Source organism: Pseudomonas sp. LBUM1652, from assembly GCF_059716105.1.
Genome location: NZ_CP166804.1, coordinates 3,757,833 through 3,771,307 on the forward strand (window position 1 = coordinate 3,757,833; position 13,475 = coordinate 3,771,307).

The following is a 13,475-nucleotide window of genomic DNA, read 5'->3' on the forward strand; positions in this document are numbered from 1 at the left end:
AACGAGACTGGCAAGCATGCCGGCGCGCCCTTATGGGCCATTCGCAACCCTGCCGCCTGATTGAGAGAAAAAGGAATCGAACCATGCCGATTTCCCGACGTAAATTTCTGATCCTCGGCGCCGTGACCGCGACGGCGTTCGCGATGCCCCCCTTTATCAGCCTCAAGGCCTACGCGGCCAATCTGGAGCAACCGGCCATGAGCAAAGTGACCATTCAAGTCAATGGCAAGCCTCAGGCCCTTGAAGTCGACAACCGCACCACACTCCTCGACGCCCTGCGCGAACACCTGCACCTGACCGGCAGCAAAAAAGGCTGCGACCACGGCCAGTGCGGCGCCTGCACCGTGATCGCCGATGGCCGGCGGATCAATTCCTGCCTGACCCTGGCGGTGATGCATGAAGGCAGCGAGATCACCACCATCGAAGGCCTCGGCATGCCGGACAACCTGCACCCGATGCAAGCCGCGTTCATCAAGCACGACGGTTATCAGTGCGGTTACTGCACGCCGGGGCAGATCTGTTCGGCGGTGGCGGTCATCCAGGAAATCCGCGATGGCATTCCCAGCCACGCCAGCGCCAGTCTGACCGAGCCGCCGCAACTGATCGCCAGCGAATTCCAGGAACGCATGAGCGGCAATATCTGCCGTTGCGGCGCCTACTCGAACATCATCGAAGCCATCACCGAAGTCGCGGAGGTGCCGGCATGAGAGCGTTCAATTACAGCCGCGCCGACTCCCCCGCCGCAGCCGCAGCACAAGCTGCGCAAGTGGAAGGCGCAAAGTTCATCGCCGGCGGCACCAACTTGCTGGACTTGATGAAACTCGACATCGAAACCCCGCTGCACCTGATCGATATCAATCACCTGGGGCTGGACCAGATCGAAGCCACGCCCGAGGGCGGTTTGCGTATCGGCGCCATGGTGCGCAATACCGATCTGGCCGCCGACGCGCGCGTGCGAAAAGACTACGCCCTGCTCTCCCGCGCCTTGCTTGCCGGTGCTTCCGGGCAGTTGCGCAACATGGCGACCACGGCCGGCAACCTGCTGCAACGCACGCGCTGTCCGTACTTCTACGACACGAATCAAGCCTGCAACAAACGCAATCCCGGCAGTGGCTGCTCGGCGATTGGCGGGGTCAGTCGACAACTGGGGATCATCGGCGTCAGCGATGCCTGCATCGCCACCCACCCGAGCGACATGGCGATTGCGATGCGCGCTCTCGATGCGCAGATTGAAACGGTCAGACCCGATGGCAGCACTCGCAGCATCGCCATGGTCGATTTCCATCAGTTGCCGGGCAATACGCCCAATATTGAAACCAGCCTTACGCCCGGCGAGTTCATCACTGCCGTGACGCTGCCGGCGCCCGTGGGCGGCACCCACGTTTATCACAAGGTGCGCGATCGTTCGTCTTACGCGTTTGCCCTGGTTTCCGTCGGTTTGATCCTGCAAAAGGACGGCAGCGGCCGCATCTCCGTCGGTGGCGTCGCGCCGAAACCATGGCGGGTGGAAGCCGCCGAGGCGTTGCTGCCCAAGGGCGCCAAAGTCGTGAGCGAACGCCTGCTCGACGGCGCCACGCCGACCCACGACAACCAATTCAAACTGACCCTGGTCGAGCGCACACTCGGCTCGGTGCTGGCCCAAGCGAGGGACGAAGCATGAAATTCGACACGCCCGCCACCACCAACCCGATCGACCAATTGAAGGTCATTGGCAAACCCACCGACCGCATCGAAGGCAAACTGAAAACCTGCGGCCAGGCGCCGTACGCTTACGAGCAGCATGAGGCGGTGGCCAATCAGGCTTACGGTTTCATGGTCGGTTCGGCCATCGCCAAGGGCCGCATCAACAACATTGATCTCGACGAGGCGAAAGCCGCCCCCGGGGTTCTGGCCATCGTCACCGCCGCCAATGCCGGCAAACTCGGCAAGGGCCAATACAACTCGGCGCATCTGCTGGCCGGGCCGGAAATTCAGCACTATCACCAGGCCGTTGCGCTGGTCGTTGCCGAGACTTTTGAACAGGCCCGCGCCGCAGCGCAACTGGTCAAAGTCGATTACGTCACGGCCAAGGGCGAGTTCGATCTGGCCAGCGTTCGCGATCAGGGTGTCGAACAGAAAGAAGAACTGCCAGACGTCAAACACGGGGATTTTGCCACGGCGTTCGCTGCCGCCCCGGTGCAGTTCGACCAGACCTACACCACCCCCGATCAGTCCCACGCGATGATGGAACCGCACGCGACACTGGCCGCGTGGAAAGGCGATCAACTGACCCTGTGGACGTCCAACCAGATGATCGCCTGGAGCGTCAGCGACATCGCCGAAACCCTCGGTCTGCCCAAGGAGAAAGTCCGCTTGATCTCGCCGTACATTGGCGGCGGTTTCGGCGGCAAACTGTTCATCCGCGCCGACGCGATCCTCGCTGCCCTCGGTGCGCGCATGGCCAACCGACCAGTGAAAGTCGCCCTCGCGCGGCCGCAAATCGCCAACAACACCACCCATCGCCCGGCGACCATCCAGCGCATCCGCATGGGCGCCACGGCGGACGGCAAACTCACGGCCATCGCCCACGAAGGCTGGTCGGGCAATCTGCAAGACGGCAAGGTCGAAGTCGCGGCGCAACCGAGTCAATTGCTCTACGCCGGCGAAAACCGCCTGGTCACCATGCGCCTGGCACCGCTGGATCTGCCCGAAGGCAACGCCATGCGCGCACCGGGCGAAACCCCGGGCCTGATGGCGCTGGAAATCGCCATGGACGAAATGGCCGAACAACTCAAACTCGACCCGGTGCAGTTCCGCATCCTCAACGACACTCAGGTCGACCCGGTGAAAACCGAGCGGCCGTTCTCCCAGCGACTACTGATCGAATGCCTGCAAACCGGTGCCGAGAAGTTCGGCTGGGATAAACGCAACGCAAAACCCGGTTCACGTCGCGAAGGTCGCTGGCTGATCGGCATGGGCGTCGGCGCGGCGATCCGCAACAACCTGCTGTTGAAATCCGGCGCGCGGGTGCGACTGGAACGCGACGGCAAGATCACCGTTGAAACCGACATGACCGACATCGGCACCGGCAGCTACACGATCATCGCGCAAACGGCGGCCGAGATGATGGGCGTTGGTATCGACGACGTCGTGGTGCGGCTGGGCGACTCGAACTTCCCGGTATCGGCCGGCTCTGGTGGGCAATTCGGCGCCAACTGCTCGACGGCCGGGGTGTATGCCGCGTGTGTGAAACTGCGTGAGGCGGTGGCCGGCAAATTAGGCATGGCGGCCGGTGAAGCCGAGTTTGTAGACGGTCAGGTACGGCTCGGCAGCAAAAGTGTGCCGTTGCGTCACGCCGCAGAAAATGGCGTGGTGCAAGCGGAGGACAGCATCGAATTCGCTGACCTTGCCAAGCAGTATCAGCAGTCGACGTTTGGCGCGCATTTCGTTGAAGTCGCAGTGGACGCTGCGACCGGTGAAGTGCGCGTGCGACGGATGCTTGCGGTGTGCGCGGCCGGGCGGATTCTCAACCCCAAATCAGCGCGCAGCCAAGTGATTGGTGCGATGACCATGGGTGTTGGTGCGGCTCTGATGGAAGAGCTGGCAGTGGACAAGAAGCTTGGATTTTTTGTCAATCACGACCTGGCCGGGTATGAGGTGCCGGTGCACGCCGATATTCCGCATCAGGAGGTAATTTTCCTCGATGAGACGGATCCGATTTCTTCGCCGATGAAGGCCAAGGGTGTTGGTGAGTTGGGGATTTGCGGTGTGAGTGCGGCGGTGGCGAATGCGATCTACAACGCCACCGGGGCCAGGGTGCGGGAATATCCGATTACGTTGGACAAGATTCTTTCGTCGTTGCCGGAGATGATCTGACATCTCACCCTGTAGGAGCTGCCGAAGGCTGCGATCTTTTGATCTTTAAAAAGCAAAAGATCGCGGCCTTCGGCAGCTCCTACAAAGGGGTTATTCAGCGCGGGGATACTGCGCCTCGCTGACCTGCTCCATCCACTCCACCACCTTGCCATCCAGCACTTCAGCAATCGCGATATGCGTCATTGCCGTGCTCGGCGCCGCGCCATGCCAATGCTTCACACCCGGAGCAATCCACACCGTATCCCCTGGACGAATTTCGCGAACCGGCTGCCCCCACTCCTGCACATAACCGGCACCTGCGGTGACGATCAACGTCTGCCCCAACGGATGGGTGTGCCACGCTGTGCGCGCACCCGGTTCGAACGTCACCGTGGCGCCACTGACCCGCGCCTGATCCGAACCTTTGAACGGCGCGTCGACCCGCACAATTCCGGTGAACCAATCCGCCGGGCCGCGGACTGAAGGTTGTGATCCATTGGGCGTGACGGTCACTCGCGGCGCTTCATTGGCCTGAACATCGCCAGCCAGCAAGGAAAGGGTCAGCGCAGAAGCAGCAATCGGGTTCATGGCGATATCTCCAAAAGTGATGCCTGAACTTTACCGACCATGACTCTTCAGATAATCGACTAGAATTCGAAAAAACTTATGCAGGAAACTCATTAATGCTTCGGGAAAACGCCAGTGACCTGCTCGCCTTCCTCGCCGTGGCGCGTGAGCGCAGCTTCACCAAAGCCGCCGCCAAACTCGGCGTCTCGCAATCGGCGCTCAGCCATACCATCCGCGCCCTCGAAGCACGCCTCGGCCTGCGCCTGCTGACCCGCACCACCCGTAGCGTTTCCCCCACCGAGGCCGGTGAGCACCTGCTGCAAACCGTCGGCCCACGCTTCGAAGAGATCGAGCAGGAGCTGGCGGCCCTGAGCAATTTGCGCGAAACCCCGGCGGGCAAAATCCGCATCAGCGCGACTGACCATTCGCTGGACTGGCTGCTGCGCCCGGTGCTCAAGGAGTTTTTACCGAAGTACCCGGACATCGCCGTCGAAGTCTGTTGCGATTACGGTTTCGTCGACATCGCAGGCCAAGGCTTCGATGCCGGTATACGTCTGGGCGAAGACGTTGCCCAAGGCATGATCGCCACCCGCATCGGCCCGGACATGCGCATGGCCGTGGTCGGTTCGCCCGCCTACTTCGCCAGGCATCCGGCCCCACAAACTCCCCGCGATCTGACCGAACACGCCTGCAACAATCTGCGCCTGCCCACCAACGGCGGGCTGTACACCTGGGAATTTGAAAAGGATGGTGAAAGCCTCAAGGTGCGGGTTTCCGGCCAGATCACCCTGAACGGTGTCTACCCGTTGCTCGACGCCGCACTGGACGGCTTCGGCCTGAGCTATATCCCGGAAAACATCGTCGCGCCGTATCTGGCGGAGGGTCGGCTGGTGCAGGTGATGGAAGACTGGTGCCCGACATTTGCCGGTTATCACCTCTACTACCCGAGCCGACGCCAGGCGGCGCCGGCATTTGCGCTGTTGCTGGAGGCGTTGCGTTATCGCGGTTGAAATCGGCCTAGCCCACTAACGCAATCAACTGATGACGCTGCGCATCCGTCAACATCGGCCCGAACCCTGCCTTGACGTTATCGGCCATATACCGTGGATTACCGGTACCCGGAATCACACAAGTAACGGCCGGGTGCGCCAGCAGAAACTTCAGCGCCAGTTGCGGCCAACTGTTGACCTGCACGTCCGACACCCACGCCGGCAGCGGTTTGCCTTTGAGCCGGGCGAGCAAGCCACCGCCGCCGAATGGCCGGTTACAGATCACCGCGACACCGCGCTCACGGCATAGCGGCAGAATGCGTTTTTCCACGCCACGGTCATCAAGGGCGTAGTTGATCTGCAGGAAATCCAGTTGTTCAGTCTTCAGCACCGCTTCAACTTCTTCGTACGCCGAGGGCGTGTAATGGGTGATGCCGATGTAGCGAATGCGCCCTTGTTCCTTCCATTCCCGCAGCGTCGGCAAGTGGATTTGCCAGTCGAGCAGGTTGTGGATCTGCATCAGGTCGATGCGCTCGGCGCGCAGCAGGCTGAATGACTGCTCCATCTGCGCGATGCCCTCCTTACGTCCGCGCGTCCATACCTTGGTAGCCAGAAACGCCGGTGAGCGCGGTTCGTGGATCGACAGCAGTTCACCGGTGGTTTCTTCGGCGCGGCCATACATCGGCGAGCTGTCGACCACAGTGCCACCCTTGGCGAACAGTTCGTCGAGCACCGCTGGCAGTTGCTTATAAGCCGGATCGCCAGGGGCGACGTCAAAGCCGCGATACGTGCCCAGCCCCACCATGGGCAGTGGCTCGGCGCTTGATGGGATGACACGAGTCTGCATGGCTTGGCCTCCGGTAGCGGCGGACGATGTGGCAGTGGCCAGCGCCCGATCAAAGGTGAAGACCGCCGACACCCCGGCAGCCAGCGTGATCAATCGGCGACGGGAGTAACCCTCAGTGTGGCTCATGCTGGTTCCCCTGCTCCGCGGATCTGTTGCACGTTGTGTTCGAACGCTGGCCGCGTGAAGCGCTGGACTACACTGCGACAACGAACCCGCACACCCCGTTAAAAGTAGCCGAATGTCCCGAACCCTGATGTCACTCGTCGCATTGATCGTCGCCGTTTACCTGGCGCTGTGCGCGGCACTGTTCTTTTTTCAGCGCTCGTTGATCTGGTTTCCGCAGCCCAGTGCGGTCAGTACCACCGATTCACGGCTGAAACTGTCGATGCCGGATGCCGATATCTGGGTCAACACCCGCGAGCGCGACGGGCCGCGGGCGCTGATCTATTTCGGCGGCAACGCCGAGGACGTGTCGCGCAACCTGCCGGAGTTTGCCCAAGCGTTTCCTGATTACGCGCTGTACCTGCTGAACTACCGGGGGTTTGCCGGCAGCGGCGGTTCGCCCTCCGAGGAAGCCATTGCCGAGGATGCGCTGGCGCTGTTCGATCAGGTATCTGCCAGTCATCCGCAGATTGCCGTGGTCGGGCGCAGTCTGGGATCGGGCGTCGCGGTGCGTCTGGCCAGTCAACGGCCGGTGCAGCAGTTGATTCTGGTAACGCCCTACAACAGTCTCGAAGAAATCGCCGCGCGGCAATATCCATGGGTGCCGGTGAAGTGGTTGCTCAAGGATCGCTTTGAGTCGGGCAAGTACGCCGCGCATATCCGCGTGCCGACGTTGCTGCTGGCGGCCAGTGATGACGAGGTGATTCCCCGGGCCAGTACCGAGCAGTTGCTGGGCAATTTTCCCAAGGGGGTGGCCGTGCTCAAGGTGGTGCCGGATTCGGGTCATAACTCGATTTCCGAGCGCAGGCAGTATCTGCAGTGGATGGCGGACAGGTTGAATCGTTGAGACCACTGCACGGCAACCCTGTAGGAGCTGCGGCACGCTGCGATCTTTTGATCTTGATCTTAAAAAACAGGATCAAAAGATCGCAGCCTCGTTTCACTCGACAGCTCCTACAGGATTTTGTGTGAGCCGTTGTTCGCGAAGACGCTACCTACTGAACCAAGTCAAAAAACCCCAGTCCTATTCGCGCCGCGTTCTGCGACCAACCCACTCAAGCACCGTCCCTCTCCAGAGCTGCCCGTCCCATGCGCCACGCCGTCCGTTCGTCTCGCTTCGTTTCGCTGTGCCTGCTGATCCTTTCGCCCCTGCTCGCCGAAACTGCCCATGCCGGCGCCGAGCGCCAATTGGTGGCGGCCATCAACGACTACCGTGCCCACCCGCAACGCTGCGATCGGCGTCCCGCGCAACGGCTGGCACCGTTGGCGTTGAAGTCGAACCTGGCCTTGCCGGTCGGCTACCGATATGGCGGCGGCTTGCGTGAAGCGTTGAAGTCTTCCGGGTACTCGGCTGTGGCGGTGCGCAGCATTCGCATTGTCGGGGCGCAGGATGCCGAAGAAGCGTTCGACAGGCTGCAAAGCGACTACTGCGGCGCGTTGCTGGACACTCAATACGCCGACATCGGCATCAGCCGTGCGCGCAGCGAATGGCAAGTGGTGTTGGCGCGGCCGGTGCTCGACAGCCGTGTCGGCGATAACCGCAGCGTCGGCAAAGCCCTGCTGGCCGAAGTCAACGCCGCCCGCGCCCGCCCAAGAATGTGTGGACGCCAGCGCTTCGCCGCTGCCCGGCCCTTGAGCTGGAATGCCGCCCTCGGCGCCGCTGCCCAAGGGCACAGCAAGGCCATGGCCTACGGCAACTATTTCGCCCATCGCGATCCGGACGGTGACCTGCCTGCCGATCGCGCCCGCGCCGCCGGCTATCGAGGTCGGCAAATTGGTGAAAACATCGCAGCCGGACAGAGTTCACCGGGCAAAGCCATGGCCGGATGGCTGGCAAGCCCTGGCCATTGCGCCAACCTGATGAGCCCGATTTTTACCCAAGTCGGCGCCGGCTTCGCCAGTGAAGCGCGTAGTGATGAAGGGGTTTACTGGACGATGCTGTTTGGTGCGCCTTGATCGAAGTCATCACGTTGATGAACGACGTTGCACACTCCTGAATTGCCTTGCAGGGACGGCAACGTCGCACCTCTTCATGAAAGAAATCAGGCCGCGCGTTGCCCTCCCGCCACAGCCGCCGAAGCCGCTAGCATCGCGCGCAACAACACCGCACACCCCGCTGCCAGATCATCCGGCGCGGCGTTTTCGATTTCGTTGTGGCTGATCCCTCCTTCGCACGGCACGAAGATCATTCCGGCCGGGCCGAGTTCGGCGAGGAAGATTGCGTCGTGACCGGCGCCGCTGACGATGTCCATGTGCGACAGGCCCAGGCCTTTGGCGGCGCCACGCACAGCGTCCACGCAGCCCTTTTCGAAATACAGCGGTGGGAAGTCGGCCGTCGGCGTCAGTTCATAGGTCAGGCCATGTTCTTCGCAAGTCGCGTCGATGACCTGTTTCACTTCGGCGATCATCGAGTCCAGGCGTGCCGGTTCAAGATGCCGGAAGTCGAGGGTCATGCGCACCTCGCCGGGGATGACGTTGCGCGAGCCGGGATAGGCTTGCAGGCAACCGACGGTGCCGCAGGCATGGGGCTGATGGCCAAGGGCGGCGCGGTTGACCGCACCGACGATGACCGAGGCGCCGACCAGGGCATCTTTGCGCAAGTGCATCGGGGTCGGGCCGGCATGGGCTTCGACGCCGCGCAGCTTGAGGTCGAACCACTTCTGCCCCAATGCGCCGAGCACCACGCCGATGGTTTTCTGTTCGTCTTCGAGGATCGGGCCTTGCTCGATGTGCGCCTCGAAATAAGCGCCGACCTTGTGCCCGCTAACCTTGCGCGGGCCGGCATAGCCGATGGCATTGAGCGCTTCGCCAACGGTGACGCCATCGGCATCGACTTTGGCCAGCGTTTCTTCGAGGGTGAATTTTTCCGCGAACACGCCGGAGCCCATCATGCACGGGGCGAAGCGCGAGCCTTCTTCGTTGGTCCACACCACCACTTCCAGCGGTGCTTCGGTTTCCACGCCGAGGTCATTGAGGGTACGCAGCACTTCGACGCCGGCCAGTACGCCGAAGCAGCCGTCGAATTTGCCGCCGGTGGGTTGGGTGTCGATGTGGCTGCCGGTCATCACCGGCGGCAGGTTCGGATTACGCCCAGGCCGGCGGGCGAAGATGTTGCCGACTTCATCGATCGTGACGCTGCATCCGGCGTCCTTGCACCATTGCACGAACAGGTCGCGGGCCTGGCGGTCGAGGTCGGTCAGGGCCAGGCGACAGACCCCGCCCTTGACCGTAGCGCCGAGTTTGGCCAGTTCCATCAGCGACGCCCAGAGGCGGTCGCGGTTGATGTGCTGATGGGTCGATTGCAGAACGTCTACGGCTGCGTTCATGGGGATCTCCTCAGTGTTGATGCCGATCGTTCCCACGCTCTGCGTGGGAACTCATCCATGGACGCTCTGCGTCCGCTGTTGGGACGCAGAGCGTCCCGGGCTGCATTCCCACGCAGAGCGTGGGAACGATCATTACGAAGGCGCTTTAGCCATCGCCGGGTTACCGCGCATCACGCATAACCCGTAATAAATAATTCCGCCCAGCGCCGAGCCGGTAAACCAGCCGTAGCTGTAGAACCAGCTGAACGCATCGCTTCCAAGCGACAGCAAGGTCAACACCACCGGAACGCCGAACGCGAGAAAACCGGCCCAGTTCCACGCCGGATACACGTCGTCGCGGTACAACCCGGCCAGATCCAGTTGCTGTTTCTTGATCAGGAAATAGTCGACCACCATGATCCCGGCAATCGGCCCGAGCAGACTCGAATAGCCCAGCAGCCAATTCGAATACACGGTTTCCAGACTCACATCGGAGACGATCAGCCCGAGCTTTTTCAGTAGCTCATGCCCCATCAACACCAACCCGACAACGCCGGTCAGCAGCACGGCTTTGGTGCGGTTGATGACCTTGGGCGCGATGTTCTGGAAGTCGTTGGTCGGCGAGACAATGTTGGCGGCGGTGTTGGTCGACAGCGTGGCGATGATGATCAGCGCCATGGCCACCGCGACCCACACCGGGCTCTGAATGTGGCCGATCAGGCTGACCGGATCAGAGACGGTTACGCCCACCAGTTTCACTGACGCTGCGGTCATGATCACGCCGAGGGAGGCGAACAGGAACATGGTCAGCGGCAGGCCGAAGATCTGCCCGAGGATTTGATCCTTCTGGCTTTTGGCGTAGCGACTGAAGTCGGGAATGTTCAGCGACAGCGTGGCCCAGAAGCCGACCATCGCCGTCAGCCCGGCAGCGAAGTAACTGACCACGCTGGCGCCTTCAGGACGTTTCGGCGGGATCGCCAACAACTCGGTCATCGACACATTGGGCATCGCCCACACCAGCAGGCCGATGCCGACTGCCACCAGCAACGGCGCGGACAGGGTTTCGAGCCACTTGATCGACTCGGCGCCGCGAATCACCACCCACAGGTTCAACGCCCAGAAGATCATGAAGCCGATCACCTCCCCGGTCCCGCCGAGGGATTTCCAGCCCTCGAACACCGAGCCGAGAAACAGGTGAATCGCCAGCCCGCCAAACATGGTCTGAATGCCGAACCAGCCACACGCCACCAGCGCGCGAATCAGGCACGGCACGTTGGAACCGAGAATGCCGAACGATGAGCGCAGCAGAACCGGGAACGGAATGCCGTATTTGGTGCCGGGAAAGGCGTTGAGCGTCAGGGGGATGAGCACAATGAGGTTGGCAAACAGAATCGCCAGCAGCGCCTCGCCGACGGTCAGGCCGAAGTAGGCTGTCAGCACGCCGCCGAGGGTGTAGGTCGGCACGCAGATCGACATGCCGACCCACAGCGCGGTGATGTGCCATTTGTTCCAGGTTCGTTCGCGCACCTTGGTCGGTGCCATGTCATGGTTGTAACGGGGACTGTCGAGGACGTCGCTGCCGGCTTCAAGCTCAAACAAGCCGTCGCGCTCGGTCACTTGCGATCTGATCTGTTGCATGGCCGCTCCACTGTTCTTCTGATTATTTTTTTGCTCATCAGGCGGCTGCACATAACGGTGCGAGCCGGACGATGGCCGGAGGAACTGACAACTTTCATGCCCCGGCCATGGTGTCAGCGGCGGCATCAATAAACGTGCCGGGTGCCGCGCTGAACGCTTGGGCCGTGCATTAAACGCTTTGCAACTTTCTGATATTTATCAGTTTTAATTATTGACCGGGTGAGTCTTCGAAAACTTGTCTGAACGCTCAGGCTTAACGCCGGGCAAGTTGTCCGAACTGTCAGGACTCAAACTGGTGCACTGCACTTTTTTTCTTCCTTGGCGATCGACCGCAGCTCAACTTCAAGCGGCTGATTTCACATAGGAAATCTTGCTCATATTTCCATCCTGTCAAGTGCGTCAAAATGGTGAGCAGCCTCACCATTTTGGTGATTTTCCATTTTTATCGTTGTTTTTCAATAACTTAAAACAGTCATAAGCTTATAAAAAATAATCTTGATCTATTGCAAAACTGCGACTAGTTTCTATTCCTGACAGCGCTGACAGGAATACGCCCTTCACCGCCGTACATCAATAAAACATTTAGAACCGACACCAGTCGGTCATGCCTGCGAGGAACTCGGAATGTCTCTGTTGATCCGTGGCGCCACCGTTATTACCCATGATGAAAGTTATCGCGCCGACGTCTATTGCGCCGACGGCGTGATCAAAGCCATTGGTGAAAACCTCGATATTCCCGCCGGTGCCGAAGTGCTCGACGGCAGCGGTCAATACCTGATGCCTGGCGGCATCGATCCACACACTCACATGCAACTCCCGTTCATGGGCACCGTGGCCAGCGAAGACTTCTTCAGCGGCACCGCTGCGGGTCTGGCCGGGGGCACCACATCGATCATCGACTTTGTGATTCCCAATCCGCAGCAGTCGTTGATGGAAGCGTTTCATCAGTGGCGCGGCTGGGCGGAGAAATCCGCATCGGACTATGGCTTTCACGTCGCGATCACCTGGTGGAGCGAACAGGTGCGCGAGGAAATGGCCGAGCTGGTCAGCCATCACGGGATCAACAGCTTCAAGCATTTCATGGCCTACAAAAATGCGATCATGGCCGCCGATGACACGCTGGTAGCGAGCTTCGAGCGTTGTCTGGAACTCGGTGCCGTACCAACGGTGCATGCGGAAAACGGCGAGCTGGTTTATCACCTGCAACGCAAATTGATGGCCCAGGGCATCACCGGGCCGGAAGCGCATCCGCTGTCGCGTCCTTCGCAGGTTGAAGGTGAAGCGGCGAGCCGGGCCATTCGTATCGCCGAAACCATTGGCACGCCGCTGTACCTGGTACACGTCTCGACCAAGGAAGCTCTCGACGAAATCACCTACGCACGCAGCAAGGGTCAACCGGTTTACGGCGAAGTCCTGGCCGGGCATCTGCTGCTCGATGACAGCGTCTACCAACACCCGGACTGGCAGACCGCCGCCGGTTACGTGATGAGCCCGCCGTTCCGCCCGCGCGGGCATCAGGAAGCGCTGTGGCACGGTTTGCAAAACGGCAATCTGCACACCACCGCGACCGATCACTGCTGCTTCTGCGCGGAACAAAAAGCCGCCGGGCGCGACGACTTCAGCAAGATTCCCAACGGCACCGCCGGCATCGAAGACCGCATGGCGGTGCTGTGGGATGAAGGCGTCAACAGCGGCCGCTTTTCGATGCAGGACTTCGTCGCCCTCACCTCCACCAACACCGCGAAGATCTTCAACCTCTATCCGCGCAAAGGTGCGATCCGGGTCGGCGCCGATGCCGATCTGGTGCTGTGGGACCCGCAAGGCACCCGCACGATTTCCGCCAAGACCCACCATCAGCAGGTGGACTTCAACATCTTCGAAGGCAAGACCGTGCGCGGCGTGCCGAGCCACACCGTCAGCCAGGGCCGCGTGGTCTGGGCCAATGGCGACCTGCGTGCCGAGCGCGGGGCCGGACGCTACATCGAACGGCCGGCGTATCCGGCGGTGTTTGATTTGCTGAGCAAGCGGGCTGAGTTGCACAAGCCTACTGCTGTGAAACGCTGAAATCCCGGCCTTTGGCCTTCGCGAGCAGGCTCGCTCCCACATTTGAAATGCATTCCCCTGTGGGAGCGA

General features: G+C 61.1%; 11 protein-coding genes. 7 read left to right on the top strand and 4 right to left on the bottom strand.

All coding sequences use genetic code 11. The features are described 5' to 3' along the window. The first annotated feature begins 83 nt into the window (after nucleotides 1-83). The 3 genes from paoA to paoC are packed head-to-tail and all read left to right on the top strand — an operon-like array spanning nucleotide 84 to nucleotide 3,855. Nucleotides 84-707: an aldehyde dehydrogenase iron-sulfur subunit PaoA gene (gene paoA, locus ACA069_RS16890; RefSeq protein ID WP_401264441.1), complete on the top strand. Its 624-nt coding sequence runs from the start codon at nucleotides 84-86 to the stop codon at nucleotides 705-707. After that, on the top strand, nucleotides 704-1,660 hold the full coding sequence (locus tag ACA069_RS16895) for an FAD binding domain-containing protein (RefSeq protein ID WP_401264438.1): 957 nt from the start codon (nucleotides 704-706) through the stop codon (nucleotides 1,658-1,660). The genes paoA and ACA069_RS16895 overlap by 4 nt, the downstream gene beginning before the upstream one ends. Further along, nucleotides 1,657-3,855 carry an aldehyde oxidoreductase molybdenum-binding subunit PaoC gene (gene paoC / locus ACA069_RS16900; RefSeq protein WP_497614462.1) on the top strand — a complete coding sequence of 733 codons (2,199 nt, stop codon included), beginning with the start codon at nucleotides 1,657-1,659 and terminating at the stop codon, nucleotides 3,853-3,855. Before ACA069_RS16895 ends, paoC begins: the two co-directional genes overlap by 4 nt. Before the next feature lie 90 nt (nucleotides 3,856-3,945). Here the strand turns inward: paoC and ACA069_RS16905 are convergent, their stop codons facing one another. Next, nucleotides 3,946-4,422, bottom strand: coding sequence for a (R)-mandelonitrile lyase (locus ACA069_RS16905; protein WP_497614463.1), 477 nt, complete (start codon nucleotides 4,420-4,422; stop codon nucleotides 3,946-3,948). A 95-nt stretch (nucleotides 4,423-4,517) separates the two neighbouring features. Between ACA069_RS16905 and ACA069_RS16910 the strand changes: the two genes are divergently transcribed. After that, nucleotides 4,518-5,411, top strand: a complete 894-nt coding sequence (locus tag ACA069_RS16910; RefSeq protein ID WP_497614465.1) for a LysR family transcriptional regulator — start codon at nucleotides 4,518-4,520, stop codon at nucleotides 5,409-5,411. 7 nt (nucleotides 5,412-5,418) lie between these two features. On the opposite strand, the gene ACA069_RS16915 is transcribed toward ACA069_RS16910, so the two are convergent. Then, a complete protein-coding gene (locus ACA069_RS16915; protein WP_497614467.1) occupies nucleotides 5,419-6,363 on the bottom strand; it encodes an aldo/keto reductase in 945 nt (314 codons plus the stop codon). A 112-nt stretch (nucleotides 6,364-6,475) separates the two neighbouring features. On the opposite strand from ACA069_RS16915, the gene ACA069_RS16920 reads away from it, so the two are divergent. Both ACA069_RS16920 and ACA069_RS16925 read left to right on the top strand, forming a co-directional pair. After that, on the top strand, nucleotides 6,476-7,246 hold the full coding sequence (locus ACA069_RS16920) for an alpha/beta hydrolase (protein ID WP_497614469.1): 771 nt from the start codon (nucleotides 6,476-6,478) through the stop codon (nucleotides 7,244-7,246). A 242-nt stretch (nucleotides 7,247-7,488) separates the two neighbouring features. Next, a complete protein-coding gene (locus tag ACA069_RS16925; protein ID WP_497614471.1) occupies nucleotides 7,489-8,355 on the top strand; it encodes a CAP domain-containing protein in 867 nt (288 codons plus the stop codon). Between the two features lie 86 nt (nucleotides 8,356-8,441). On the opposite strand, the gene ACA069_RS16930 is transcribed toward ACA069_RS16925, so the two are convergent. Then, a complete protein-coding gene (locus tag ACA069_RS16930) occupies nucleotides 8,442-9,725 on the bottom strand; it encodes a Zn-dependent hydrolase (protein WP_187681186.1) in 1,284 nt (427 codons plus the stop codon). 132 nt (nucleotides 9,726-9,857) lie between these two features. After that, nucleotides 9,858-11,342, bottom strand: coding sequence for an NCS1 family nucleobase:cation symporter-1 (locus ACA069_RS16935; RefSeq protein ID WP_497614473.1), 1,485 nt, complete (start codon nucleotides 11,340-11,342; stop codon nucleotides 9,858-9,860). Between the two features lie 624 nt (nucleotides 11,343-11,966). On the opposite strand from ACA069_RS16935, the gene hydA reads away from it, so the two are divergent. Beyond that, the gene (hydA, locus tag ACA069_RS16940) at nucleotides 11,967-13,406 is read left to right on the top strand and encodes a dihydropyrimidinase (RefSeq protein WP_497614474.1); all 1,440 of its coding nucleotides are present in this window, start codon (nucleotides 11,967-11,969) and stop codon (nucleotides 13,404-13,406) included. Nucleotides 13,407-13,475 lie beyond the last annotated feature (69 nt).

Bases quoted from the DNA above. Each gene is read 5' to 3' on its own strand.
- ACA069_RS16930 (WP_187681186.1), bottom strand. From the start codon at position 9,725: ATGAACGCAGCCGTAGACGTTCTGCAATCGACCCATCAGCACATCAAC.
- ACA069_RS16895 (WP_401264438.1), top strand. From the start codon at position 704: ATGAGAGCGTTCAATTACAGCCGCGCCGACTCCCCCGCCGCAGCCGCA.
- ACA069_RS16915 (WP_497614467.1), bottom strand. From the start codon at position 6,363: ATGAGCCACACTGAGGGTTACTCCCGTCGCCGATTGATCACGCTGGCT.
- ACA069_RS16925 (WP_497614471.1), top strand. From the start codon at position 7,489: ATGCGCCACGCCGTCCGTTCGTCTCGCTTCGTTTCGCTGTGCCTGCTG.
- paoA (WP_401264441.1), top strand. From the start codon at position 84: ATGCCGATTTCCCGACGTAAATTTCTGATCCTCGGCGCCGTGACCGCG.
- ACA069_RS16935 (WP_497614473.1), bottom strand. From the start codon at position 11,342: ATGCAACAGATCAGATCGCAAGTGACCGAGCGCGACGGCTTGTTTGAG.
- paoC (WP_497614462.1), top strand. From the start codon at position 1,657: ATGAAATTCGACACGCCCGCCACCACCAACCCGATCGACCAATTGAAG.
- hydA (WP_497614474.1), top strand. From the start codon at position 11,967: ATGTCTCTGTTGATCCGTGGCGCCACCGTTATTACCCATGATGAAAGT.
- ACA069_RS16910 (WP_497614465.1), top strand. From the start codon at position 4,518: ATGCTTCGGGAAAACGCCAGTGACCTGCTCGCCTTCCTCGCCGTGGCG.
- ACA069_RS16920 (WP_497614469.1), top strand. From the start codon at position 6,476: ATGTCCCGAACCCTGATGTCACTCGTCGCATTGATCGTCGCCGTTTAC.
- ACA069_RS16905 (WP_497614463.1), bottom strand. From the start codon at position 4,422: ATGAACCCGATTGCTGCTTCTGCGCTGACCCTTTCCTTGCTGGCTGGC.